The sequence below is a fragment of the Curtobacterium sp. A7_M15 genome (assembly GCF_030705415.1).
Taxonomy (GTDB): domain Bacteria; phylum Actinomycetota; class Actinomycetes; order Actinomycetales; family Microbacteriaceae; genus Curtobacterium.
This window is the reverse complement of sequence record NZ_JAUZED010000058.1, coordinates 1-22,088: the sequence shown is the minus strand read 5'-3', so window position 1 is coordinate 22,088 and position 22,088 is coordinate 1. Positions and strand designations below refer to the sequence as shown.

22 protein-coding genes and 1 pseudogene are annotated in these 22,088 nt (G+C 71.3%); 20 read left to right on the top strand and 3 right to left on the bottom strand.

The annotated features are described in order from the left end of the window. Nucleotides 1-109: 109 nt before the first annotated feature. The 10 genes from Q7F20_RS11575 to dapF all read left to right on the top strand — a co-directional run bounded on the left by Q7F20_RS11575 (nucleotide 110) and on the right by dapF (nucleotide 10,703). Complete coding sequence (locus tag Q7F20_RS11575; RefSeq protein WP_305740235.1) at nucleotides 110-3,061, top strand: DNA translocase FtsK; 2,952 nt, start codon at nucleotides 110-112, stop codon at nucleotides 3,059-3,061. Beyond that, nucleotides 3,058-3,711, top strand: coding sequence for a CDP-diacylglycerol--glycerol-3-phosphate 3-phosphatidyltransferase (pgsA, locus tag Q7F20_RS11570; protein ID WP_305740234.1), 654 nt, complete (start codon nucleotides 3,058-3,060; stop codon nucleotides 3,709-3,711). Before Q7F20_RS11575 ends, pgsA begins: the two co-directional genes overlap by 4 nt. Further along, nucleotides 3,708-4,250 (top strand): CinA family protein, encoded by a 543-nt coding sequence (locus tag Q7F20_RS11565; RefSeq protein ID WP_370871669.1) that lies wholly within the window; start codon nucleotides 3,708-3,710, stop codon nucleotides 4,248-4,250. The genes pgsA and Q7F20_RS11565 overlap by 4 nt, the downstream gene beginning before the upstream one ends. A 154-nt stretch (nucleotides 4,251-4,404) precedes the next feature. Further along, nucleotides 4,405-4,713, top strand: coding sequence for a helix-turn-helix domain-containing protein (locus tag Q7F20_RS11560; protein WP_058742950.1), 309 nt, complete (start codon nucleotides 4,405-4,407; stop codon nucleotides 4,711-4,713). A gap of 101 nt (nucleotides 4,714-4,814) precedes the next feature. Next, a complete protein-coding gene (locus Q7F20_RS11555) occupies nucleotides 4,815-5,039 on the top strand; it encodes a DUF3046 domain-containing protein (protein ID WP_305740233.1) in 225 nt (74 codons plus the stop codon). Nucleotides 5,040-5,302: 263 nt separating this feature from the next. Then, a complete protein-coding gene (gene recA, locus Q7F20_RS11550; RefSeq protein ID WP_305740232.1) occupies nucleotides 5,303-6,370 on the top strand; it encodes a recombinase RecA in 1,068 nt (355 codons plus the stop codon). Beyond that, the gene (locus Q7F20_RS11545; RefSeq protein ID WP_305740231.1) at nucleotides 6,367-7,260 is read left to right on the top strand and encodes a regulatory protein RecX; all 894 of its coding nucleotides are present in this window, start codon (nucleotides 6,367-6,369) and stop codon (nucleotides 7,258-7,260) included. The genes recA and Q7F20_RS11545 overlap by 4 nt, the downstream gene beginning before the upstream one ends. 29 nt (nucleotides 7,261-7,289) lie before the next feature. Beyond that, entirely contained in the window at nucleotides 7,290-8,789 is a 1,500-nt protein-coding gene (gene miaB / locus Q7F20_RS11540) for a tRNA (N6-isopentenyl adenosine(37)-C2)-methylthiotransferase MiaB (protein ID WP_305740230.1), read from the top strand. Nucleotides 8,790-8,904: 115 nt separating this feature from the next. Continuing rightward, nucleotides 8,905-9,816 carry a tRNA (adenosine(37)-N6)-dimethylallyltransferase MiaA gene (gene miaA / locus Q7F20_RS11535; protein WP_305740236.1) on the top strand — a complete coding sequence of 304 codons (912 nt, stop codon included), beginning with the start codon at nucleotides 8,905-8,907 and terminating at the stop codon, nucleotides 9,814-9,816. Beyond that, on the top strand, nucleotides 9,813-10,703 hold the full coding sequence (gene dapF, locus Q7F20_RS11530; protein WP_305740229.1) for a diaminopimelate epimerase: 891 nt from the start codon (nucleotides 9,813-9,815) through the stop codon (nucleotides 10,701-10,703). Before miaA ends, dapF begins: the two co-directional genes overlap by 4 nt. A gap of 164 nt (nucleotides 10,704-10,867) precedes the next feature. On the opposite strand, the gene Q7F20_RS11525 is transcribed toward dapF, so the two are convergent. Next, nucleotides 10,868-11,482, bottom strand: a complete 615-nt coding sequence (locus Q7F20_RS11525; protein WP_305740228.1) for a class I SAM-dependent methyltransferase — start codon at nucleotides 11,480-11,482, stop codon at nucleotides 10,868-10,870. Between the two features lie 61 nt (nucleotides 11,483-11,543). Here Q7F20_RS11525 and hflX point away from each other — a divergent pair, with 61 nt between their 5' ends. Continuing rightward, entirely contained in the window at nucleotides 11,544-13,082 is a 1,539-nt protein-coding gene (gene hflX / locus Q7F20_RS11520; protein WP_305740227.1) for a GTPase HflX, read from the top strand. Between the two features lie 206 nt (nucleotides 13,083-13,288). Here hflX and lexA read toward each other — a convergent pair whose 3' ends face one another. Beyond that, a complete protein-coding gene (gene lexA / locus Q7F20_RS11515; protein WP_305740226.1) occupies nucleotides 13,289-13,933 on the bottom strand; it encodes a transcriptional repressor LexA in 645 nt (214 codons plus the stop codon). 237 nt (nucleotides 13,934-14,170) lie between these two features. On the opposite strand from lexA, the gene Q7F20_RS11510 reads away from it, so the two are divergent. The 9 genes from Q7F20_RS11510 to scpB all read left to right on the top strand — a co-directional run bounded on the left by Q7F20_RS11510 (nucleotide 14,171) and on the right by scpB (nucleotide 21,207). Beyond that, nucleotides 14,171-14,536 carry a LysM peptidoglycan-binding domain-containing protein gene (locus Q7F20_RS11510; protein WP_305740225.1) on the top strand — a complete coding sequence of 122 codons (366 nt, stop codon included), beginning with the start codon at nucleotides 14,171-14,173 and terminating at the stop codon, nucleotides 14,534-14,536. A gap of 107 nt (nucleotides 14,537-14,643) precedes the next feature. Beyond that, complete coding sequence (locus Q7F20_RS11505; RefSeq protein WP_305740224.1) at nucleotides 14,644-15,768, top strand: histidinol-phosphate transaminase; 1,125 nt, start codon at nucleotides 14,644-14,646, stop codon at nucleotides 15,766-15,768. Continuing rightward, nucleotides 15,765-16,367: an imidazoleglycerol-phosphate dehydratase HisB gene (gene hisB / locus Q7F20_RS11500; RefSeq protein WP_305740223.1), complete on the top strand. Its 603-nt coding sequence runs from the start codon at nucleotides 15,765-15,767 to the stop codon at nucleotides 16,365-16,367. The genes Q7F20_RS11505 and hisB overlap by 4 nt, the downstream gene beginning before the upstream one ends. Further along, nucleotides 16,364-17,005, top strand: a complete 642-nt coding sequence (gene hisH, locus Q7F20_RS11495) for an imidazole glycerol phosphate synthase subunit HisH (protein WP_305740222.1) — start codon at nucleotides 16,364-16,366, stop codon at nucleotides 17,003-17,005. Before hisB ends, hisH begins: the two co-directional genes overlap by 4 nt. A 35-nt stretch (nucleotides 17,006-17,040) precedes the next feature. Further along, complete coding sequence (priA, locus tag Q7F20_RS11490; protein ID WP_305740221.1) at nucleotides 17,041-17,787, top strand: bifunctional 1-(5-phosphoribosyl)-5-((5-phosphoribosylamino)methylideneamino)imidazole-4-carboxamide isomerase/phosphoribosylanthranilate isomerase PriA; 747 nt, start codon at nucleotides 17,041-17,043, stop codon at nucleotides 17,785-17,787. Nucleotides 17,788-17,791: 4 nt separating this feature from the next. Next, nucleotides 17,792-18,628, top strand: coding sequence for an SseB family protein (locus tag Q7F20_RS11485; protein WP_305740220.1), 837 nt, complete (start codon nucleotides 17,792-17,794; stop codon nucleotides 18,626-18,628). Between the two features lie 159 nt (nucleotides 18,629-18,787). After that, the gene (locus Q7F20_RS11480) at nucleotides 18,788-19,666 is read left to right on the top strand and encodes a ParA family protein (protein ID WP_070416496.1); all 879 of its coding nucleotides are present in this window, start codon (nucleotides 18,788-18,790) and stop codon (nucleotides 19,664-19,666) included. Next, nucleotides 19,650-20,522, top strand: a complete 873-nt coding sequence (locus Q7F20_RS11475; protein WP_305740219.1) for a ScpA family protein — start codon at nucleotides 19,650-19,652, stop codon at nucleotides 20,520-20,522. Before Q7F20_RS11480 ends, Q7F20_RS11475 begins: the two co-directional genes overlap by 17 nt. Then, on the top strand, nucleotides 20,512-21,207 hold the full coding sequence (gene scpB / locus Q7F20_RS11470) for an SMC-Scp complex subunit ScpB (RefSeq protein ID WP_305740218.1): 696 nt from the start codon (nucleotides 20,512-20,514) through the stop codon (nucleotides 21,205-21,207). The genes Q7F20_RS11475 and scpB overlap by 11 nt, the downstream gene beginning before the upstream one ends. Before the next feature lie 61 nt (nucleotides 21,208-21,268). Here scpB and Q7F20_RS11465 read toward each other — a convergent pair. Then, nucleotides 21,269-22,088 (bottom strand): annotated as a pseudogene (locus tag Q7F20_RS11465) (hypothetical protein); the annotation flags it as partial.

Below are 22,088 nucleotides of genomic sequence, written 5' to 3'. Positions count from 1 at the left end.
GGTGCACGTTCCTGACGGACGTGCACCGCGCCTCCTGGCACGTTTCGGCCTGTCGGCTGCCCGGCGGGCCGCGCTCGGTTTGTCCTGAGTGGGGATTAGGGTTCTGCCCATGGCCGGAGGCACCAAGTCGACCACGCGCTCGCGCGCGTCCTCGTCGTCCCGCGGAAGCGGGACGCGTGGTCCGTCGCGCACCCAGGCCACGACGAAGAAGCTGCCGCAGGCCGCCCCGACCCCGGCCTTCCGTGAGCAGAACCCCCTCGTGACGTTCTGGCTCGCGATGGCGCACGGCGTCGGCGCGGTCTTCCGCCTGCTCGGCACCGAGACCCTCGAGAAGGACCAGCGGCGGGACGGGTTCCCGTTCCTGCTCTTCGTGCTCGCCGTCGCGGGTGCGGTGGTCGAGTGGCTCAACCCGACGAACGCCGTCTCGGTGGCGCTCGACGCGTACACGTTCGGCGGGCTGTTCGGACGCCTGGCCTTCGCGCTGCCCGTCATCATGGTCGTCTTCGCCGGGTGGCTCTTCCGGCACCCTGCGTCCGTGCACGACAACACCCGGATCGGGATCGGCCTCGGGCTGCTGCTCGTGTCGATCTCGGCGCTCTGCCACGTCTTCGGCGGGCAGCCGAGCGCCTCGGACGGCATGCCCGCACTGGCGACCGCCGGCGGTGTCATCGGCTGGGTCGTGATCGCCTGGCTCGTCGCGGTCGCCACCGAGTGGGTGGCGGTGCCGGTCGCGATCCTGCTGCTCGTGCTCTCCCTCTTCATCATCACCAAGACGCCGCCGAACAAGATCGGTCGACGCCTGCACGAGCTCTACGCGTACCTGTTCGGTGCGCCGGCGCCCGCGTCCGAGTCGGACGAGTCCGTCGCCGAGGTGCCCACGGCACGCACGAAGCCGACGAAGAAGCGCGGCGCGAAGGGCGACACCGACTTCCAGCTCTTCGACGACCTCGGCTTCGACGACGACAAGGCCGCGTCCGAGTCCGACGCCGACGGTGACGGCACGACGATCCCGTGGTGGCGTCGCAACAAGTCCGGGCGGGAAGAGGACCCCGCCTACGACAGCCCCGTGATCAGCGGTGCGACGGCGGCCGTGCCCCCGGCCGCCGCTGCCGCGCCGGCCCCCGGCCCGAACGCCGGCGCCGCCGCCGGTCTCATCGACCACACGCCGGCCGAGCCCGGTTCGGTCAACCTCAACGACTCGGTCGAGCAGGACCTGCAGGTCGCCGAGCAGGCGCTCCGCGACTTCGGGACCCCGGTCCCCGAGCGCCCCGCAGCGGCTGAGGTCGTCCGTCCCGACGCCTCGGTGTCGCCGGTGGTCTCGCCGTCGCTCCCGGCCGAGGACCTCGGGGTCGAGGCCGCCGACGACGTGGACGGCCTGCCCCCGGTGGCCGGCCCCGACGAGGACCCGGCAGCGCCGTACCGTCTGCCCGCCGCCACGACGCTGAGCTCCGGCACGCCGTCGGTCGCGCGCAGCCAGGCCAACGACGACATCGTCGCCGCCATCACGAGCGTCCTCACCGAGTTCAAGGTGGACGCGAAGGTCACCGGGTTCTCCCGCGGACCGACGGTGACCCGGTACGAGATCGAGCTCGGTCCCGGCGTGAAGGTCGAGCGGGTCACCGCCCTGTCGAAGAACCTGTCGTACGCGGTCGCCTCGAACGAGGTCCGGATCCTGTCACCGATCCCGGGAAAGAGCGCGATCGGCGTCGAGATCCCGAACACCGACCGCGAGACGGTCTCCCTCGGCGACGTCCTGCGCTCGAACGCGGCGCGGAAGTCCAAGCACCCGATGACGATCGGCGTCGGCAAGGACGTCGAGGGCGGCTTCGTCGTGGCCAACCTCGCGAAGATGCCGCACCTGCTCGTCGCCGGCTCCACCGGGTCCGGCAAGTCGGTGTTCATCAACTCGATGATCACCTCGCTGCTCATGCGTGCGAAGCCGTCCGAGGTCCGCATGGTCCTCGTCGACCCGAAGCGCGTCGAGCTCTCGATCTACGCCGGCGTCCCGCACCTCATCACGCCGATCATCACGAACCCGAAGAAGGCGGCCGAGGCGCTGCAGTGGGTCGTGAAGGAGATGGACATGCGGTACGACGACCTCGCGTCGTTCGGGTTCCGGCACGTCGACGACTTCAACAAGGCGATCGCGAACAACGAGATCGTCCTGCCCGCCGGCAGCGAGCGGAAGCTCAAGCCGTACCCGTACCTGCTCGTCGTCGTCGACGAGCTCGCGGACCTCATGCTCGTCGCACCGCGCGACGTCGAGGAGTCGATCGTCCGCATCACCCAGCTCGCCCGTGCCGCCGGCATCCACCTGGTGCTCGCGACGCAGCGCCCGTCGGTCGACGTCATCACCGGTCTCATCAAGGCGAACGTGCCGTCGCGCATCGCCTTCGCCGTGACGAGCGTCACCGACTCCCGGGTCATCCTCGACCAGCCGGGCGCCGACAAGCTGATCGGCCAGGGTGACGCGCTCTTCCTGCCGATGGGGTCGTCGAAGTCCCTCCGAGTGCAGGGTGCCTGGGTGCAGGAGAGCGAGGTCGCCGAGGTCGTCCAGCACGTCACCCGGCAGGCCCGCCCGGAGTACCGCCAGGACGTCCAGGCCGTGGTGGAGCGCAAGGAGATCGACGCGGACATCGGCGACGACCTCGAGCTGCTCCTCGCCGCGGTCGAGCAGGTCGTGTCGACGCAGTTCGGGTCGACCTCGATGCTCCAGCGCAAGCTCCGCGTCGGGTTCGCCAAGGCCGGACGCCTGATGGACCTCATGGAGTCCCGCGACATCGTCGGGCCGTCCGAGGGCTCCAAGGCACGCGACGTGCTCGTGACGACCGACCAGCTCCCGGCCGTGCTCGCGAAGCTCCGGGGCGAGGAACCACCTGCGGGTGCTGCCCCGGCCGCTCCCGCGGTCGCTGCGGCAGCCCCGGCCCCGGCGCCGGCGTCCGCCCCGACCGACGACGGCGACCGCTACGGCGCCGACCCGGTGGCGGACATGACGCGCGGGTACGATGAAGTGGACGACGAGCCCGATGAGGACGCGTGGGGACTGACGGGCAGGGAGTGAGTGCGATGACCGCCTCGGACAGCACTGAGACCACGCACGGCGCACGCTTCCCGTGGCGCGGACGACTCCTCCGCAAGGGTCCCGGCCCGGCGTCGACGGGCAACGTCGCGAACATCATCACGGTCGTGCGCATCCTCATGGCGCCGCTGTTCTTCGTGCTGCTCCTGGCGGACGCCGGCGCGGACGGCCCGCTGCGCATCTGGGCCGCGATCACGTTCGTCGTCGCCATCGTGACCGACAGCGCGGACGGGATCATCGCCCGACGACAGAACCTCGTCACCGACTTCGGCAAGCTCGTCGACCCGATCGCGGACAAGGTGCTCATCGGCGGCGCCCTCGTGGCGCTCTCGGTCCTCGGTGAGCTCCCCTGGTACGTGACCGTGCTGATCATGGTGCGCGAGATCGGCATCACGGTGTTCCGCTTCGCCGTGCTGTCCGACCGCGTGATCCCGGCGAGCCGCGGCGGCAAGATCAAGACCGTGCTGCAGGCCGTGGCGCTGACCGCGGCCCTCTTCCCGTGGTGGAACCTCGTCGGGGACTGGGCGCACTTGGTGAACGGCGTCCTGATGACCGCGGCGTTCCTCGCGACCATCCTGAGCGGTCTGGACTACCTGTGGCAGGCATGGAAGCACAACCGGACCACCGCGTGACGGAGGCTGAACGACCGTCCCGCACCGCGCCTCCCGACCGCACCGACCCGGTGCCCGTCGCGCCCGACCTGATCGCGGAACTCACCGCGCGTGGCGAGACGGTGGCTGTCGCGGAGTCCCTGACCGGCGGTCTCGTCGTGGCGACGTTGGTCGGCGTCCCGGGTGCCAGTGCCGTGGTGCGGGGCGGGGTGGTCGCCTACGCGACGCCCGTCAAGCACACCGTGCTCGGCGTCTCGTCGGCGCTGCTCGCCTCGAACGGTGCGGTCGACCCCGAAGTGGCCCGCCAGATGGCCTCTGGCGTGCGTGAGGCGCTTGCAGTCGACGGCGAACCCGCGACCTGGGGGATCAGCACGACCGGTGTGGCCGGACCGGACCCGCAGGACGGCAAGCCCGTGGGGACCGTCTTCGTCGGCATCGCGCACGCGGACGGCGCGCAGGCGTACGAGTTGCACCTCGACGGCGACCGCGATGCAATCCGCCGGGCGACCGTCTCCGAACTCCTGGCACGGATGTCGTCCACGATCCGGGCCCGGGAATAGGTCCCGTTTCCACTGGGTTACATCTCACGCAATCTCCAGCAGGAGAGCAGCCCGCGTGGTTAGCATGCTGCGAACGGCAACGGTACTGTTGCGGAACCCGTACTCGGCCATCAGGACCGAGCGGGCCTGGAGACGACAGGAAGGAGGAGTTCTCATGGTTCTCGTTCGTCAGGAAATCGGCGACGTTCTGCGTGACTTCCGCTTGCAGAAGGGCCGGACTCTCCGTCAGGTCGCGTCCAAGGCCAGTGTCGCGCTCGGATACCTCAGCGAGGTCGAGCGTGGGCAGAAGGAGGCCAGCTCGGAGATCCTCGCGTCCGTCGCGGACGCGCTGGACACCCCGATCTCGACCATCATGCGTGAGGTCGGCGACCGTCTCGCAGTGGTCGAGGGGCTCACTCCGGTGCCCGACACGCTCCCGGACGACCTCGTCGCCGAGTTCGACAACGACCTCGCGGTGCGCTGACGCCACCGCTTCCCGGACGCCCTCGCTGGTTCGCCAGCGGGGGCGTTCGGCGTTCCCGGGGGTGCGTGCTGGCGCCGGGGCGGCGCGGTTAGGCTGGGACGATGCGTGTGAGCGAGTTCTGGCGTGCGGTCGACCAGGTGTTCGGCGACGCCTACGGTGCCGTCGTCACGCGCGACGTGGTGCTCGAGGAACTCGGCGGGCGCTCGGCGGCCGAAGCGCTCGACGCCGGCGTCGACGCACGCCGCGTGTGGGAAGCGCTGTGCGAGTCGCAGGACGTCCCACTCGAGATGCGGCACGGCAAGGGACTGGCGGAGCCACGCGACTGAGCCGCGGTCGTCCGTCCGAAACTCTGTTCGGCGTGTTGCTCGAACGGGTGTTCGATCGGTGGTAGCTTCCTCCACAGCGGCGCTGTCCGGAGAACTCGTCCACAGATCGCGCGGCCAGCGGCAGAGATGTCGGTGGCCCGCCCTAGGTTCGAGTCAACGGGAACAGCCCGAAGCCTTGTCGCTGAAGCACCGGCCCTGCACCACCGGCCGGGTGGACGCGACAGCCTACAGGCGGCCGACACCGAGCACGAAGGAAGCACACCATGCCATCACCCCAGGACCGCGAGAAGGCCCTCGAGACCGCTCTCGCCCAGATCGACCGCCAGTTCGGCAAGGGCACGGTCATGCGCCTCGGCTCGGACGAGCGCGCCCCCGTCGCCACCATCCCGACCGGCTCGGTCGCACTCGACGTCGCGCTCGGCATCGGTGGACTGCCGCGTGGGCGCATCATCGAGATCTACGGCCCGGAGTCGTCGGGTAAGACGACCCTGACGCTGCACGCGATCGCCAACGCCCAGCGTGCCGGCGGCATCGCGGCCTTCATCGACGCGGAACACGCGCTCGACCCCGAGTACGCGAAGAAGCTCGGCGTCGACATCGACGCGCTCCTCGTCTCCCAGCCGGACACCGGTGAGCAGGCGCTCGAGATCGCCGACATGCTCGTCCGCTCCGGCTCCATCGACCTCGTCGTCGTCGACTCCGTCGCCGCGCTCGTGCCCCGTGCCGAGATCGAGGGCGAGATGGGTGACTCGCACGTCGGTCTGCAGGCCCGACTCATGTCGCAGGCGCTCCGCAAGCTCGCCGGTGGCCTGAACCAGACGCAGACCACGATGATCTTCATCAACCAGCTGCGCGAGAAGATCGGTGTGTTCTTCGGCAGCCCCGAGACCACCGCCGGTGGTAAGGCGCTCAAGTTCTACGCGTCCGTCCGACTCGACATCCGTCGCATCGAGACGCTCAAGAGCGGCACCGACGCGGTCGGCAACCGCACCCGCGTCAAGGTCGTCAAGAACAAGATGGCTCCGCCCTTCAAGCAGGCCGAGTTCGACATCCTGTACGGCACGGGCATCTCGCGCGAGGGCTCGTTGCTGGACTTCGGCGTCGACCACGGCATCGTCAAGAAGTCCGGTGCCTGGTACACGTACGACGGCGACCAGCTCGGGCAGGGCAAGGAGAACTCGCGTTCCTTCCTGATCCAGAACCCCGAGATCGCGGCTGAGATCGAGGGCAAGATCCTCGCGAAGCTCGGTGTCGGCGGTGCGTCGGCCGAAGCGGTCGAAGCCCCCGTCGAGTCGATCGCGCCGAAGATCGCGGAGCGCAAGGGCGCGTGACCACCGACCACGACGGCGACGAGGGCCTCGCACCGGTCACCGACCTGTTCGGTGCACGCGGTGCGCGGTCCCGTCGCCGGTCCGCGGCTGACCCGGGCGACGGACCCGTCCGTGGCGGTACGACCGACGCCTCCGCAGGCACTGACGTCACCGCGGGCACCGACGCCGACGCCGATGCACCGGTGCCGCTGCCGTTCCGGGGCGCGCAGGCGCAGGCGGAGTGGCTCTCGCCCGTCGTCGGCGACGGCAGCGGTCGGAGTGCCCGGGCAGAGCAGGACGGCTACGACGACGACAGCACGGCCGACGCCACGACGGCATCCGTGTTCGCGATCGACGGCGGCGCCGAACTCGACCCCGCGGACGCCCCTCGGCCGATCGACGAGCAGCGTGCCGACGCCGAGCGGCTCAGCATGCGAGCGCTCGGACGGAAGGGTGTCAGCGAGTCCGAGCTGCGCACGCTGTTGGCGAAGAACGACCTCGACCCGGACGTCGTCGAGCACGAGATCGAGCGGCTGACGCGCGTCGGCCTCGTCGACGACGTGGCGCTCGCGACCGACCTCGTCGACCGGCTGCACGACCGCAAGGGCCTGGGACGTCAGGGCGTCGTCGCTGAACTGCGGCGCCGTGGCATCGACCAGGTCGCGATCGACGCGGCGCTCGAGGCGGCGGCCGACGACGAGGACGACGAGTTCGTCCGGGCGATCGACCTCGCCCGGAAGCGCGCCGGGCAGCTCCGGGGTCTCGACCGGGCGACGGCGGAACGGCGGCTCTCGGGCTTCCTGATGCGCAAGGGCTACAACGGCGGGGTGGTCCGGATCGCGGTCGAGCGTGCGCTCGACGGCGGGGGTCGTCCGCCAGCGGGACCACGCGGTTCCGTGCGCTTCGAGTAGCCTCGCCGCGGTTTTACACTGGGACGACCATGGCCACCGTCGCAGCGCGCCCCCGCACCTACCAAGTCCGCACCTACGGGTGCCAGATGAACGTGCACGACTCCGAGCGGCTGAGCGGTTCGCTCCAGGCCGCCGGGTACGTCGCGGCCGACGGTGAGCAGGCGGACGTGGTCGTCATCAACACCTGTGCCGTGCGCGAGAACGCCGACAACCGTCTCTACGGCAACCTCGGGCAGCTCGCCGGCATCAAGCGCGAGCACCCCGGCATGCAGATCGCGGTCGGTGGGTGCCTGGCGCAGAAGGACAAGAACGTCATCCTCGAGAAGGCGCCGTGGGTGGACGTCGTCTTCGGGACGCACAACATGGGGTCGCTGGCGACGCTGCTCGAACGTGCTCGGCACAACGACGAGGCACAGATCGAGATCCTCGAGTCGCTCGACGTGTTCCCGTCGACCCTGCCGACCAAGCGTGACTCGACGCACAGCGGCTGGGTGTCGATCTCAGTCGGCTGCAACAACACGTGCACGTTCTGCATCGTGCCGTCGCTGCGCGGCAAGGAGAAGGACCGCCGCCCGGGTGACGTGCTCGCCGAGATCCAGGCACTCGTCGACGACGGTGCGATCGAGGTGACCCTGCTCGGTCAGAACGTCAACTCGTACGGCGTCGAGTTCGGGGACCGTCAGGCGTTCGGCAAGCTGCTCCGCGCCGCCGGTCAGATCGAGGGCCTCGAGCGGATCCGTTTCACCAGCCCGCACCCGGCCGCGTTCACCGACGACGTCATCGACGCCATGGCCGAGACGCCGAACGTGATGCCGCAACTGCACATGCCGCTCCAGTCCGGGTCGGACCGCGTCCTCAAGGCCATGCGCCGTAGCTACCGGAGCGAGCGGTTCCTGGGGATCCTCGACCGCGTCCGGGCGAAGATCCCGCACGCGGCGATCTCGACGGACATCATCGTCGGGTTCCCGGGTGAGACCGAGGCCGACTTCGAGGACACCCTGCGCGTCGTGGAGCAGTCGCGGTTCGCCTCGGCGTTCACGTTCCAGTACTCGATCCGGCCGGGGACACCCGCGGCGACGATGGACGAGCAGCTGCCGAAGGACGTCGTCCAGGAACGCTACGAACGCCTCGTCGCGCTGCAGGAGCGCATCACGGCGGAGGAGAACGCCGCCCAGGTCGGACGGACGGTCGAGGTGCTCGTCGCCACCGGCGAGGGCAAGAAGGACGACGCCACGCATCGGCTGTCGGGCCGTGCCGAGGACTCCCGGTTGGTGCACTTCTCCGTGCCCGCCGGCTCGGACGCGCCACGCCCCGGAGACGTCGTCACCGTCGAGGTCACCCGTTCGGCCCCACACTTCCTGATCGCCGACGGGGACGCCCCGCTGCGGATCCGACGCACCCGCGCCGGCGACGCGTGGGATCGTGCGCAGGCCGAGAGCTGCGGTGTCCCGACGCCGACGCCCACCGGGTCCGCCGACGGGCCGCGGCCGGTGTCGCTCGGACTGCCGAGCCTCCGTGTCGGCCGCTGACGACGAGCGGGCCGCGTCGCACGAGCGGGCCGCGTCGCACGAGCGGACCGCGCCCCACGAGCGGACCGCGCCCCACGAGCGGGCCGCCGACGACGAGCGCGCCGCCGACGCCGACCTGATCGCGGTCGTCGGCGCGACCGGCACCGGCAAGTCCGACCTCGGCATCGCCATCGCCGAGCGGCTCCGGGCCGCCGGTCGCGGTGCCGAGATCGTCAACGCCGACGCCATGCAGCTCTACCGCGGCATGGACATCGGCACCGCGAAGCTCAGCGTCGAGGAGCGCCGCGGCATCCCGCACCACCAGCTCGACGTCCTCGAGGTCACCGACGAGGCCAGCGTCGCCGCCTACCAACACGACGCGCGGGCGGAGATCGAGGCGATCCACCGCCGCGGGAACGTCGCGCTGCTCGTCGGCGGCAGCGGCCTCTACGTCTCGGCGGTGCTCTTCGACCTCGCGTTCCCCGGGACCGACCCCGAACTCCGCGCCCGCCTCGAGCGCGAGCACGAGGAGCTCGGGCCGGGCATCCTGCTGGAGCGCCTCCGCGGGCTCGACCCGGCCGCAGCGGCGACCATCGACGCCCGCAACCCGCGGAGGTTGATCCGAGCACTCGAGATCGCGAGCCGATCCGAGGTGGTCACGCCGAGCCTCCCGTCCGCGCCCCGCGCCTGGCGACCCGCTCGGGTCCTGCACCTGCACCGCGAGCGAGCGCAGCTCATCGCCGCGCTCCACGAGCGTGCGGAGCGCATGTTCGACGCCGGTCTCGTGGAAGAGGTCCGTGGCCTGCGGGAGCGCGGCCTCGAGTCCGGGCGGACCGCACGGGCGGCGATCGGCTACTCGCAGGCGCTCGACGTCATCCGGGGGGACGCGACCGTCGAGCAGGCCGTCGAGGCGACGGGCATCGCCACCCGCAAGTACGCCCGGAGGCAGGTGTCGTGGTTCCGGCGGTACGCCGATGCAGAGGTCCTCGACGTCACCGGTGCCGACCGGGCTGCACTGACAGCGGCTGCCCGTAGGATCGTCCCGTGACCGAGCTGCACTTCACCAAGGGCCAGGGGACCGGCAACGACTTCGTCCTGTTCGCCGACCCCGACGCGTCGGTCGACCTCACTCCCGAGCGCATCCGCGCCATCGCCGACCGTCGATTCGGTGTCGGCGGCGACGGTGTCATCCGTGCCGTCCGGTCCGAGGCGCTGCCGGAGGGGCAGGCGCTCGTCGCCGAGGATCCCGCGGCGACCTGGTTCATGGACTACCACAACGCCGACGGCACGGTGGCCGAGATGTGCGGGAACGGCATCCGGGTGTTCGCGCGCTACCTCACCGAGTCCGGGTTGGTCGACCTGACCCCGGGCGAGACCCTGACGGTCGGCAGTCGCAAGGGACTCGTCGACATCCAGCGGACCACCAACGGCTTCTCCGCCGACCTCGGACGCTGGGGACTCGGCATCGAGGGCGGTGGCACCGACGACGTGCTCGTGCGGGCGAAGAACCTCGACGGAGCACGACCCGGGCTCGGCATCGACGTCGGCAACCCCCACGTGGTCGTCGCGGTGGCGACCGAGGACGAGCTCGCCGAGGTCGACCTCACGTACGTCCCGGTGCTCGACCCGCTGCCAGCGGCCGGCGCGAACGTCGAGTTCGTGCTGCCCGGCGAGCCGCTCGTGCAGGACGGGGTCGGTCAGATCACGATGCGTGTCCACGAGCGCGGCAGTGGCGAGACCCTGTCGTGCGGCACCGGGGCCGTGGCCGCGGCCCTCGCGACGCGGTACTGGGCGGGGAACGGAGCGCCGGACACCTGGCGGGTGCGTGTGCCCGGCGGGGTCGTCACGGTGCGCATCTTCGCGGCGGAGGACGGTGAGCACGTCGCGCTGTCCGGGCCGGCGGAACTCGTCTTCTCGGGTGACCTGACGGTCTGAGCCGGGCCGTGCCCTGTCCAGGAGGCGCGGTCCGGCGAGCCGACGCCGGTCACGTGGGTCGTGCCTCCTGGCCAGTGCCGTGGTGCCGACGGGCCGACGGGCCGGCGGGCCGCGCGGTCGCGCAGTCCGCGCTGCGCCGCGTTGCGCCGCCTTGCCGCTTCCGCCTACTCCGCCCCGCGGTGCACCCGCAGCACCCGGAAGCCCTTGTCCGTCGACGCCCGCGACACCTGGAACCCTGCGTCGAGCGTGTCCCGCAACCAGCGCTGCAGCGAATCGCCCCCGAGGTCCTTCGACACGACCAACCAGGCATCCCCACCGACCTCGAGCCGAGGGAGCCACGTCAACAGGATCTGGTGCAGCTCGTCCTTGCCGACCCGGATCGGCGGGTTCGACCAGATCGTCCGGAACCGCAGATCGGCGGGGACGTCGTCCGGGAGCGCGACCGTGACGTTGTCGGCGCCGGCAGCCGCGGCGTTCGCGCGGGCGAGACCGAGCACGCGTTCGTTCACGTCGACGCCCCACACCTGCGCAGCGGGGGAGTCGAGGGCCATGGTGATGGCGATCGGACCCCAGCCGCAGCCGACGTCGAGCAGTGCCCCGTCGTGCGCGGGCGGCGGGACCGATCCGAGCAGCACGCGCGTGCCGCGGTCGAGCCCGTCCGGGCTGAAGACCCCGGCGGCGGTGGTCAGCGTGAGCGGACGACCGGCGAGGGTGACGTGGATCTGGCGCTCACGCGTGTCCGACGAGGGGTTCGCGGAGAAGTAGTGGTCGTTCGCCATGGATGAACCGTACCGGCAACCCCGTGTGTCCCGAGGCCCCGAGCGGTACCCTGTGGAGAAGATGACGGACACCACGAACCGAGACGCAGAGACCACCGACGACAGCGCTGCTGGTGTCGTCGAGCGGGTCCTGCGCAACGCCGACTCCCGCGCGAGCTCCTCGATCTTCGCCCCCGCGCAGGCGATCCAGACCCGAGCGGTCGACGACCACGCCTGGACGGGCGACGGCGAGCAGTACGACCGCGAAGACCGCGCCGCCCTCCGCCGCGTCGCCGGTCTCTCCACCGAACTCGAGGACGTCACCGAGGTCGAGTACCGACAGCTCCGCCTCGAGCAGGTCGTCCTGATCGGCGTCTACCCCCAGGGCGACGCCGCCGACGCCGAGAACTCCCTGCGCGAGCTCGCCGCCCTCGCCGAGACGGCGGGTGCCGTGGTGCTCGACGGGCTCCTGCAGCGCCGACCGAACCCCGACCCCTCGACCTACCTCGGCAAGGGCAAGGCCGAAGAGCTCGCGATGGTCGTCAAGGCCACCGGCGCGGACACGGTCATCGCCGACACCGAACTCGCCCCGTCGCAGCGCCGTGCGCTCGAGGACGTGGTGAAGGTCAAGGTGATCGACCGTACCGCCGTGATCCTCGACATCTTCAGCCAGCACGCCAAGAGCCGCGAGGGCAAGGCGCAGGTCGAACTCGCCCAGCTCGAGTACCTGCTGCCGCGTCTGCGCGGTTGGGGTGAGTCGATGTCCCGCCAGGCCGGTGGGCAGGTCTCCGGCGGCGCGGGCATGGGTTCGCGTGGCCCCGGTGAGACGAAGATCGAGCTCGACCGCCGCCGCATCCACACCCGGATGTCGAAGCTCCGCCGCCAGATCGCCGGGTTCCGTCCGGCGCGCGAGGCCAAGCGCGCCGACCGACACCGCAACGACGTCCCGAGCGTCGCGATCGCCGGGTACACCAACGCGGGCAAGTCCTCGCTGCTGAACCGGCTGGCGAGCGCCGGCGTGCTCGTGCAGAACCAGCTCTTCGCGACGCTGGACGCCACGGTGCGCCGGACCGAGAGCGCGAAGGGCCGCGAGTTCACCTTCGTCGACACCGTCGGCTTCGTGCGCAACCTGCCGCACCAGCTCGTCGAGGCGTTCCGATCGACTCTCGAAGAGGTCGGCGAGGCCGACGTCATCGTGCACGTCGTGGACGGTTCGCACCCCGACCCGGCAGCCCAGCTGGCCACCGTCCGCGAGGTCATCGGGGACGTCGGCGCCCGCGAGATCCCCGAGATCGTCGCCTTCAACAAGTCGGACCTCATCGACGAGTCGCAGCGGCTCGTCCTCGTCGGTCTCGTCCCGGACGCCGTGTTCGTCTCGGCCCGCACGGGCGAGGGCGTCCAGGACCTCCTCGACGCGATCGAGTCCCGGCTCCCCGAACCCGACGTCGAGCTCACCGTGGTCGTCCCGTACGACCGAGGTGACCTCGTGTCGTCGCTGCACGACGCGGGCGCGGTCGAGACCGTCGACTACGTCGAGGACGGCACCCGGCTGCGGGTGCGCGTGTTCCAACGGCAGGTCGCGGAGCTCGACCCGTTCGTGGTCGCGCCCGTCGCGTCCTGAGGCGCGCCCGGCGCGTGCTGCGGCGCGGGGCGTGCTGCCCTGGAGGCGCGGCGCGGGCCCGCCTCGCTCGTTGCAGTCCGCAGTGTGCGAGGTTCCCGTCACGGTGGGGGCCCGCGAGCCCGTCACGGTGAACGGGACCTCGCACAGTACGAACGCCCCCTCGCACGGTGCGAGGGGGCGTTCGTCGCGCCGGGTGCTGCCGCAGGTCAGATCGAGCGGAGGACCGCCACGACCTTGCCGAGCACGGTGGCTGCATCGCCGAGGATCGGCTCGAAGGCGCTGTTGCGGGGGAGCAGCCACGTGTGGCCGTCGCGCTGCCGGAAGACCTTGACGGTCGCTTCCTCGTCGAGCATGGCGGCGACGACGTCCCCGTTCTCGGCCGTCTGCTGCGACCGGACGACGACCCAGTCACCGTCGCAGATCGCCGCGTCGATCATCGACTCACCCACGACCTTGAGCATGAAGAGGTCGCCCGTGCCGACCAGCTGTCGGGGGAGCGGCACGATCTCGTCGACGTGCTGCTCGGCGGTGATCGGCACACCGGCCGCGATCCGCCCGACGAGCGGCACGAGCGTCGTCGCGTCGACGTCCGGGCCCTCGACATCGGGCGTCGGCTCGTCCACGAGGACCTCGAGCGCGCGGGGACGGTTCGGGTCCCGCCGGATCCACCCGCCGAGCTCGAGCTGGCCGAGCTGGTGCGAGACGCTCGACAGGGAGGAGAGGCCGGCAGCATCGCCGATCTCGCGCATGCTCGGCGGGTAGCCCCGGCTGGCGATCGACGCTCGGATCGCGTCGAGGATCGCCTGCTGCTTCGCCGTCAGTGGCTTCTGGCCCCGCAGTTCGTCCGCCACGTCGTCTCGCCCTTCGTCGGTGCCGGGACCATGCCCGCGGGAATGTCGGTGGTCCCCGCTTGACTTGTCCTAGTCGATCGAAACAGTATCCGACCGGTCTTCGCCGGACAAACACCTGTTCGAGCGTGTCGGCAGAAAAACCCCCAGAAATCTCCGCACAGGACTTGTGCGGTCCGTCATTCGAAACTATGTTCGGTACACGACTTCGGTCCACCCGAACGGGAAGGCAAGAACGACATGAGCACCATCGCCATCGCTGACATCCAGCGCACCGCGCCCGCCGTGTGTACGCGCCTGCGCCTCACGCGTCGCGGCCGGGTCGTCCTGACGACGCTCGCGGCGATCCCGCTGCTGATCGGTGTCGCACTCGCCGTGCTGAACGGTGGGCAGGCGTCCGCCGGCAACACCGAGTCGCACGCCCACTTCGAGACCGTGACCATCCAGCCGGGCGAGACGCTCTGGCAGCTGGCGCACGAGACGGCTCCGAACGCCGATCCTCGCGACTTCGTGCAGGACGTCGTCAGCCTGAACGCGCTCGACGGGTCCGCGCTGCAGGCCGGGCAGGAGATCGCGATCCCGGCCCAGTACACCGCCGCGCACTAGCCCGCCGACGCCGCGCACGAGCCCGACGACGCCGCGCACGAACGGTGACGCCACGCACCGTCCGGACGGCCGGTCTCCGGACGGGGAGCGCGGCCTACGATGGATCGGTGGCATTCACGCTCGACGACCTCCCGATCCGCGACGACCTGCGCGGGCAGAGCCCCTACGGCGCCCCGCAGAAGCACGTGCGCGTGCAGCTCAACGTCAACGAGAACACGCATCCGGTGCCGGCTGACGTCGCCGAGGACATCGTCTCCTCGATCCGCCAGGCGCTGACCACCGTGAACCGCTACCCCGACCGTGAGTTCACGGAGCTGCGACGGTCCCTCGCGGACTACCTCCAGCGCGATCTCGCGCCGGGGCAGGCACTCGGCCCGGAGCAGATCTGGGCGGCCAACGGCTCGAACGAGGTCCTGCAGCAGCTGCTCCAGGCGTTCGGTGGCCCAGGTCGCACCGTGCTCGGGTTCCCCCCGACGTACTCGATGCACTCGATCCTCGCGTCGGGCACCGGCACGACGTGGATCCCGGCGCAGCGTGACGACGAGTTCCGCATCGCACCCGAGACGGTGGTGGCCGCGATCCGCGAGCACCAGCCGGACATCGTGTTCCTCTGCGGCCCGAACAACCCCACGGGGACACCGCTCCCGATCGAGACGATCGAGGCCGCCTACGCCGCCACCCACGGCATCGTGATGGTCGACGAGGCCTACGCCGAGTTCATGCCCGCCGATGCTCCGAGCGCCCTCACGCTGCTGCCCGGTCGTGAGCGCCTCGTGGTGTCCCGCACCATGAGCAAGGCGTTCGCGTTCGCCGGGGCCCGTGTCGGCTACATGGCCGCGCACCCTGCCGTCATCGACGCCATCCGGCTCGTGCGGCTGCCGTACCACCTCTCCGCCCTCACCCAGGCGGCGGCGGTGGCGGCGCTCCGGCACGCGCCCGCGATGCTCGCGATGGTCGACGACATCACCCGGCAGCGCGACCGCATGGTGAAAGAACTCCGAGCGATGGGCTACCGGACCTACGAGACGTGGTCGAACTTCGTGCTGTTCGGCGGCGTCGCGGACCCGCACGCCGCGTTCGAGGCCCTGCTCGAGCAGGACGTCATCGTGCGCGACCTCGGCATCCCGAACCACCTCCGAGTGAGTGCCGGCACGGAAGAAGAGACCACCGTCTTCCTCGACGCCATGCGCCGGATCGCCGCCGATCAGCCGCCGGTTAGGGTTGCAGCATGACCGCGCGCACCGCCACGATCAGCCGGAGCACGAGCGAGTCGAGCATCGAGCTCGAGCTCGACCTCGACGGCACCGGCACGTCCGACATCTCGACGAGCGTGCCGTTCTTCGACCACATGCTGACGGCGTTCAGCAAGCACTCGCTCATCGACCTCCGAGTGCGGTCGACGGGCGACACCCACATCGACGTCCACCACACCGTCGAGGACACCGGCATCGTGCTCGGACAGGCCCTCAAGCAGGCCCTCGGGGACCGTTCCGGCATCGGTCGGTACGGCGACGCCCTGGTCCCGCTCGACGAGGCACTCGCCCAGGCCGTGGTCGACGTCTCCGGTCGGCCGTTCCTCGTGCACTCCGGCGAACCCGCTGGCTTCGAGTTCCACCGGATCGGCGGACACTTCACGGGCTCGATGGTCCGCCACGTCTTCGAGGCGATCACCTTCAACGCCGGCATCACGGTGCACGTCCGCGTGCTCGAGGGTCGCGACCCGCACCACATCGCCGAGGCCGAGTTCAAGGCGTTCGCGCGGGCGATGCGCACCGCGGTCGAACTCGACCCGCGTGTCGACGGCATCCCCTCGACGAAGGGCACGCTGTGACCGCCGGGGCGAAGCCGAACGTCGTCGTCCTCGACTACGGGTCGGGCAACGTCCACTCCGCAGCGAAGGCACTCGAGCGTGCCGGCGCCGACGTCACCCTGACGTCGGACAAGCAGGCGGCGCTCCGGGCCGACGGGCTGCTGGTGCCGGGCGTCGGTGCGTTCGGCGCCGTGGTCGAGCAGCTCGAGGGCGTGCAGGGCGGTGAGATCGTCGACCACCGCCTCGCGGGTGGTCGACCGGTGCTCGGCATCTGCGTCGGCATGCAGGTGTTGTTCGCGCGCGGCATCGAGCGCGGTGCCGACGTCGAGGGGCTCGGTCAGTGGCCGGGCACGGTCGAGCAGATCCAGGCCGAGGTCCTGCCCCACATGGGCTGGAACACGATCGACGCGCCGGACGACTCGGTGCTGTTCGAAGGCCTCCACGACGAGCGCTTCTACTTCGTGCACTCGTACGGCGTGACCGACTTCCCGCTCGACGCGTACGGCCCGTTCCGTGCGCCGCGCCTGACGTGGGCCGAGCACGGGCAGCGGTTCGTCGCCGCGGTCGAGAACGGCCCCCTCACGGCGACCCAGTTCCACCCCGAGAAGTCCGGCGAGCCGGGCATCCGACTGCTCCGCAACTGGGTGCAGTCGCTCTGACGCGCCCCGCGAACCCCCGCAACGAAGACAGGACCATGACCGAGCTCTCCACCACCCTGCCCCTCGTCCTGCTGCCCGCCGTGGACGTCGTCGACGGCCAGGCGGTGCGCCTCACCCAGGGCGAGGCCGGCAGCGAGACCTCCTACGGCGACCCGGTGGCAGCAGCGCGGACGTGGCGCGACCAGGGTGCCGAGTGGATCCACCTCGTCGACCTCGACGCGGCCTTCGGTCGCGGTGACAACCGCAAGGTGATCGCACACGCCATCCGCGAGGTCGAGGGCGTCGCCGTCGAGCTCTCCGGCGGGATCCGCGACGACGCCTCGCTCGAGGCGGCCCTCGCGACCGGCGCTGCCCGGGTGAACCTCGGCACCGCCGCGCTCGAACAGCCCGAGTGGGCGGCCCGCGCGATCCGGAAGTACGGCGAGCAGATCGCGGTCGGGCTCGACGTGCGCGGCACGACGCTGTCGGCGCGGGGCTGGACGAAGGACGCCGGCGACCTGTGGGAGGTCCTCGACCGGCTCGAGGAAGCCGGGTGCGCCCGGTACGTGGTGACCGACGTGACGAAGGACGGCACCCTGCAGGGCCCGAACGTCGAGCTGCTGCGCGAGGTGTGCGACCGCACCGACCAGCCCGTCGTGGCCTCCGGCGGGATCTCGACGCTCGACGACCTCCGTGCGCTCCGCGAGCTCGTGCCGCACGGCCTCGAGGGCGCGATCATCGGCAAGGCGCTCTACTCCGGGGCGTTCACGCTGCCGGCCGCCCTCGATGTCGCCTCGGAGTAGCCGCGTGGCGGGCATCTCGAACGGTCGTGGCACCGGACCCGACGGGCCCGAGGGCGATGGACACCCGGACGACGCGCACACGCCCGGCGGGGCGGCGGACTCCGCGGGCTTCGCCTGGGCCGGCCGGACCTTCGACCAGCACGACACGACGTTCGACGACGACGACGGCCTCGCCGACCCCGCGGTCGTCGCCGCCATCACGGCACTGCCGGACGGCGGCTCGCAGCGTGCGGTCGTCGACGCGCTCCGCACCGCTCGACTGCTCATCCCGCTCATCGCCGAGGCCGGCGACGTCGGCCACACCGATGCGGGCAAGCTCGTGGACAAGACGCAGGAGCTCTCCATCGTGACGGTCGCCGGCCCGGACGGCCGCAGCGTCATGCCCGCCTTCACCTCCGTCGAGGCGATGCGCTCCTGGGACCCGGACGCGCGACCGGTGCCCGCCGACTCCCGTCGTGTCGCCATGGCCGCGGCGAGCGAGGAGACCCAGCTCGTCGTCCTCGACCCCACGGCGCCGACGGAGTTCGTGCTGCGTCGCCCCGCGGTGTGGGCGATCGGGCAGGACCTGCCGTGGACCCCTTGCTTCGAGGACCCGGAGGTCGCCCGGGCCTTCGCCGACTCCGTCGTGGGCGAGCGTGCGGTGGCGCGGGTCGAGCTCGCTCCGGGGGACCCGATCGGACGGTTCGCCGGGGCCGAGCTGACGGTGGGGCTGGCGCTCCACCCCGGACTCGACCAGACGCAGGTGCAGGAACTCGTCGGTCGCCTGCAGCAGCGGTGGACGGCGGACGCCGTCATCGCGGAACGCGTGGACAGCATGCGGGTGGCGCTGCGCCCGGCGTGAGTCGCGCCTCCAGTCCGACCAGCGGCCGACGGACGCGACGCGCACCGGCGGACCGACGGGAGGCACGACCCGCGCCCGCCCCGCGGCCACCGACCTCCGCGGGTCGCCACCACGGCGGTGCGGCCCGGCCCGGCGGTCGGTCGCCGGTACGATGACGGGGTGAGCACGAACCCGACGACCACCCCCGGAACCGGCGAGACCACCTACGGTCCCACCGGACGGCCCGTCCGGCAGTTCGCGGTGCCCGAGGAGCTCGACGGCCACGGTCCCGCTCGCATCATCGCGCTGTGCAACCAGAAGGGCGGCGTCGGCAAGACCACGACGTCGATCAACCTGGGTGCGGCGTTGGCGGAGTACGGGCGGAAGGTCCTCGCGGTGGACTTCGACCCGCAGGGCGCGCTGTCCGCCGGCCTCGGCGTGCGGACCCACGACATCCCGACCGTCTACGACCTGCTCATGGGGTCCATCAAGGACCCGAACCAGGTGATCCAGCCGACGAACACGCCCTACCTCGACGTGATCCCGGCGAACATCGACCTGTCCGCGGCCGAGGTGCACCTCGTGAACGAGGTCGCGCGGGAGCAGATCCTCGCGAGCGTGCTCCGCAAGGTCGCGAACGACTACGACGTGATCCTCGTCGACTGCCAGCCGTCGCTCGGGCTCCTCACCGTGAACGCCCTGACGGCGGCGCACGGCGTCCTCATCCCGCTCGAGTGCGAGTTCTTCGCCCTGCGTGGTGTGGCGCTGCTCATCGAGACGATCGACAAGGTGCGCGACCGCCTCAACCCGGCGCTGCAGCTCGACGGGATCCTCGCGACGATGTACGACTCGCGGACGCTGCACTCTCGCGAGGTCATGGAGCGCGTCGTGGACACCTTCGACGACCGTGTGCTCGACACCGTCATCGGGCGGACCGTGAAGTTCCCGGACGCCACCGTCTCGGCGCGGCCGATCACGCAGACCGCACCGGACCACGCGGCCGCGCATGCGTACCGGCAGCTCGCCAGGGAGCTCGTCGAGCGTGGCGCCGTCGCCTGACCCCGGACCAGACGGGCGGCCGACACCCCGGCCAGACGGGCAGTCCGCACCGGCGGGCACGCAGACCGCGCCCGGGTTCCGCGTCCGTCTCGCGGGGTTCGACGGCCCGTTCGACCTGCTCCTCTCACTCATCACGAAGCACGAGCTCGACATCACCGAGGTCTCGCTCGGCGCAGTGACGGGCGAGTTCATCGAGTACGTGCGACAGGCCGAGTCCCAGGACGAACTCGACGAAGCCAGCGAGTTCCTCGTCGTCGCCGCCACCCTGCTCGACCTCAAGATCGCCGGGCTCCTGCCGCAGGGCGAGCTCGTCGACGCCGAGGACGTCGCCCTGCTCGAGGCCCGCGACCTCCTGTTCGCCCGCCTGCTGCAGTACCGGGCGTTCAAGCAGGCCGCCGACTGGTTCGGTTCGCGCTGGCTCACCGAGTCTCGACGCCACGTCCGGAGCGTCCGGCTCGAGGAGCGGTTCCGCGCCCGCACCCCCGAGCTCGTCTGGACCCTGTCGGTGCAGGACTTCGCAGCGCTGGCGACCCTGGCGTTCGCACCGCGCGAGATCCCGACGGTGGGGCTCGACCACCTGCACGCGCCGCTCGTCAGCATCCGGGAGCAGGCCGCGATCGTCGTCTCGATCCTCCGCACCCGGGCCGACGAGGACGTCTCGTTCCGCGAGCTGGTCGCCGGTGTCTCGGAGACGGGTATCGTGGTGGCTCGCTTCCTCGCGATCCTGGAGCTGTACCGGAACGCGTCCATCTCGTTCGAACAGTTCGAACCGCTCGGGGAGCTGACGCTGCGCTGGACCGCCGAGGACTGGTCCGACGAGAGCCTCGCCAACCTGGGAGCCGACTATGACGGATGACGTGCACGACGCCTCGAGCGCCGAACCCGGCGGCGCCGACGAGATGGCCGACGCCCGCGCGATCGAACGGGAGATCCACGAGGCGCGCGAGCATGCCGCCCGGCCTGAGATCCCCGTCGACCGGCAGCTCGAGGCCATCCTGATGATCGCCGACGAACCCCAGTCGCTCGTGGCGCTCGGCGCAGCCGTGGGCGCTCCCGTCCCCGTGGTCCGGCAGGCCGTCGAACGACTCGTCGCCGACTTCGACGGCGTGGACGGCACGATCCGCCGCGGCTTCGAACTCCGCGAGGTCGGCGGCGGCTGGCGCTTCTACGTCCGGCAGGACCTCGACGACGTCGTCGAGCAGTTCGTCGAGGCCGAGCGCCCTTCGCGCCTGTCGCAGGCCGCGCTCGAGACCCTCGCGGTCGTCGCCTACAAGCAGCCGATCACCCGCTCGCAGATCGCCTCGATCCGGGCCGTCAACGTCGACGGCGTCGTCCGCACGCTCGTCGCGCGCGGCCTCATCGAGGAGTCGTTCACCGACGCCGAGACCGGCGCCATCAACTACGTCACGTCCGACCTGCTCCTGCAGCAGCTCGGCATCAACTCGCTCGACGAGCTGCCGCTCATCTCGCCCCTCCTGGACGACGGCGCCGGCGGCTTCGAGCAGAACGAAGGGATCCCCGATGGCCGCGTACGAGAATGAACGACGAGGCGGCCCACGGGGCGGGTCCGGTGGCCGCTCCGGCGGTCGCCCAGGAGGCGCGTCACGCGACCGCACCGCCGGCTCCGGCCGCGCGGGTAGCCGGTCCGAGGGCGCTGGTCGCGACGAGCGCGGTGGGTACCGCGGGCGTGACGAGCGTCCGTCCTCCGGCGGCTTCCGCGGTCGTGACGACCGTGGTGGGGCCGGCCGGCGGGACGATGACCGCGGCGGGTACCGGGGTCGTGACGACCGTCCGTCCTCCGGTGGCGGGTACCGCGGGCGGGACGACCGTGCGGGGTCCGGCCGGCGTGACGATGACCGTGGTGGGTACCGCGGGCGTGATGACCGTTCGTCGGGCGGCGGTGGGTACCGGGGTCGTGACGATGAGCGTGGCGGGTACCGAGGACGCGACGACGAGCGTGGCGGGTACCGGGGCCGTGACGAGCGTCCGTCGTCCGGCAGTGGGTACCGGGGTCGTGACGACCGCCGCGATGCTCCGCGCCGTGACGACGAGCGTGGCGGGTACCGCGGACGCGACGACGAGCGTGGTGGGTACCGGGGCCGTGACGAGCGTCCGTCGTCCAGTGGTGGCTACCGGGGGCGTGACGACCGCGGGGGAGACCGAGGCCGGTTCGTCGGCCGCGATGAGGACCGCCGAGGCAGCGACCGCGGCGGCTTCAACCGTCGGGACGACGACCGCGGCGGGTACCGGGGCCGCGACGAGCGCCCCGCGTCCGGTGGGTACCGCGGCCGTGACGACCGGCGTGACGCCCCTCGCCGCGACGACGACCGCCGCCGCGAGCCCGCTCGCGAGGACCGCCGCACCCCCGACGGCCGCCCCAGCACCGTCTGGCACAACGGTCGCCGGTACGTCGGCGGCACCA

What these genes read in the sequence shown, in the direction of transcription:
- Q7F20_RS11510 (WP_305740225.1), top strand. Translation starts at nt 14,171, where the DNA reads ATGAGCACCATCGCCATCGCTGACATCCAGCGCACCGCGCCCGCCGTG.
- Q7F20_RS11575 (WP_305740235.1), top strand. Translation starts at nt 110, where the DNA reads ATGGCCGGAGGCACCAAGTCGACCACGCGCTCGCGCGCGTCCTCGTCG.
- recA (WP_305740232.1), top strand. Translation starts at nt 5,303, where the DNA reads ATGCCATCACCCCAGGACCGCGAGAAGGCCCTCGAGACCGCTCTCGCC.
- Q7F20_RS11525 (WP_305740228.1), bottom strand. Translation starts at nt 11,482, where the DNA reads ATGGCGAACGACCACTACTTCTCCGCGAACCCCTCGTCGGACACGCGT.
- Q7F20_RS11555 (WP_305740233.1), top strand. Translation starts at nt 4,815, where the DNA reads ATGCGTGTGAGCGAGTTCTGGCGTGCGGTCGACCAGGTGTTCGGCGAC.
- scpB (WP_305740218.1), top strand. Translation starts at nt 20,512, where the DNA reads ATGACGGATGACGTGCACGACGCCTCGAGCGCCGAACCCGGCGGCGCC.
- hflX (WP_305740227.1), top strand. Translation starts at nt 11,544, where the DNA reads ATGACGGACACCACGAACCGAGACGCAGAGACCACCGACGACAGCGCT.
- hisB (WP_305740223.1), top strand. Translation starts at nt 15,765, where the DNA reads ATGACCGCGCGCACCGCCACGATCAGCCGGAGCACGAGCGAGTCGAGC.
- Q7F20_RS11560 (WP_058742950.1), top strand. Translation starts at nt 4,405, where the DNA reads ATGGTTCTCGTTCGTCAGGAAATCGGCGACGTTCTGCGTGACTTCCGC.
- priA (WP_305740221.1), top strand. Translation starts at nt 17,041, where the DNA reads ATGACCGAGCTCTCCACCACCCTGCCCCTCGTCCTGCTGCCCGCCGTG.
- miaB (WP_305740230.1), top strand. Translation starts at nt 7,290, where the DNA reads ATGGCCACCGTCGCAGCGCGCCCCCGCACCTACCAAGTCCGCACCTAC.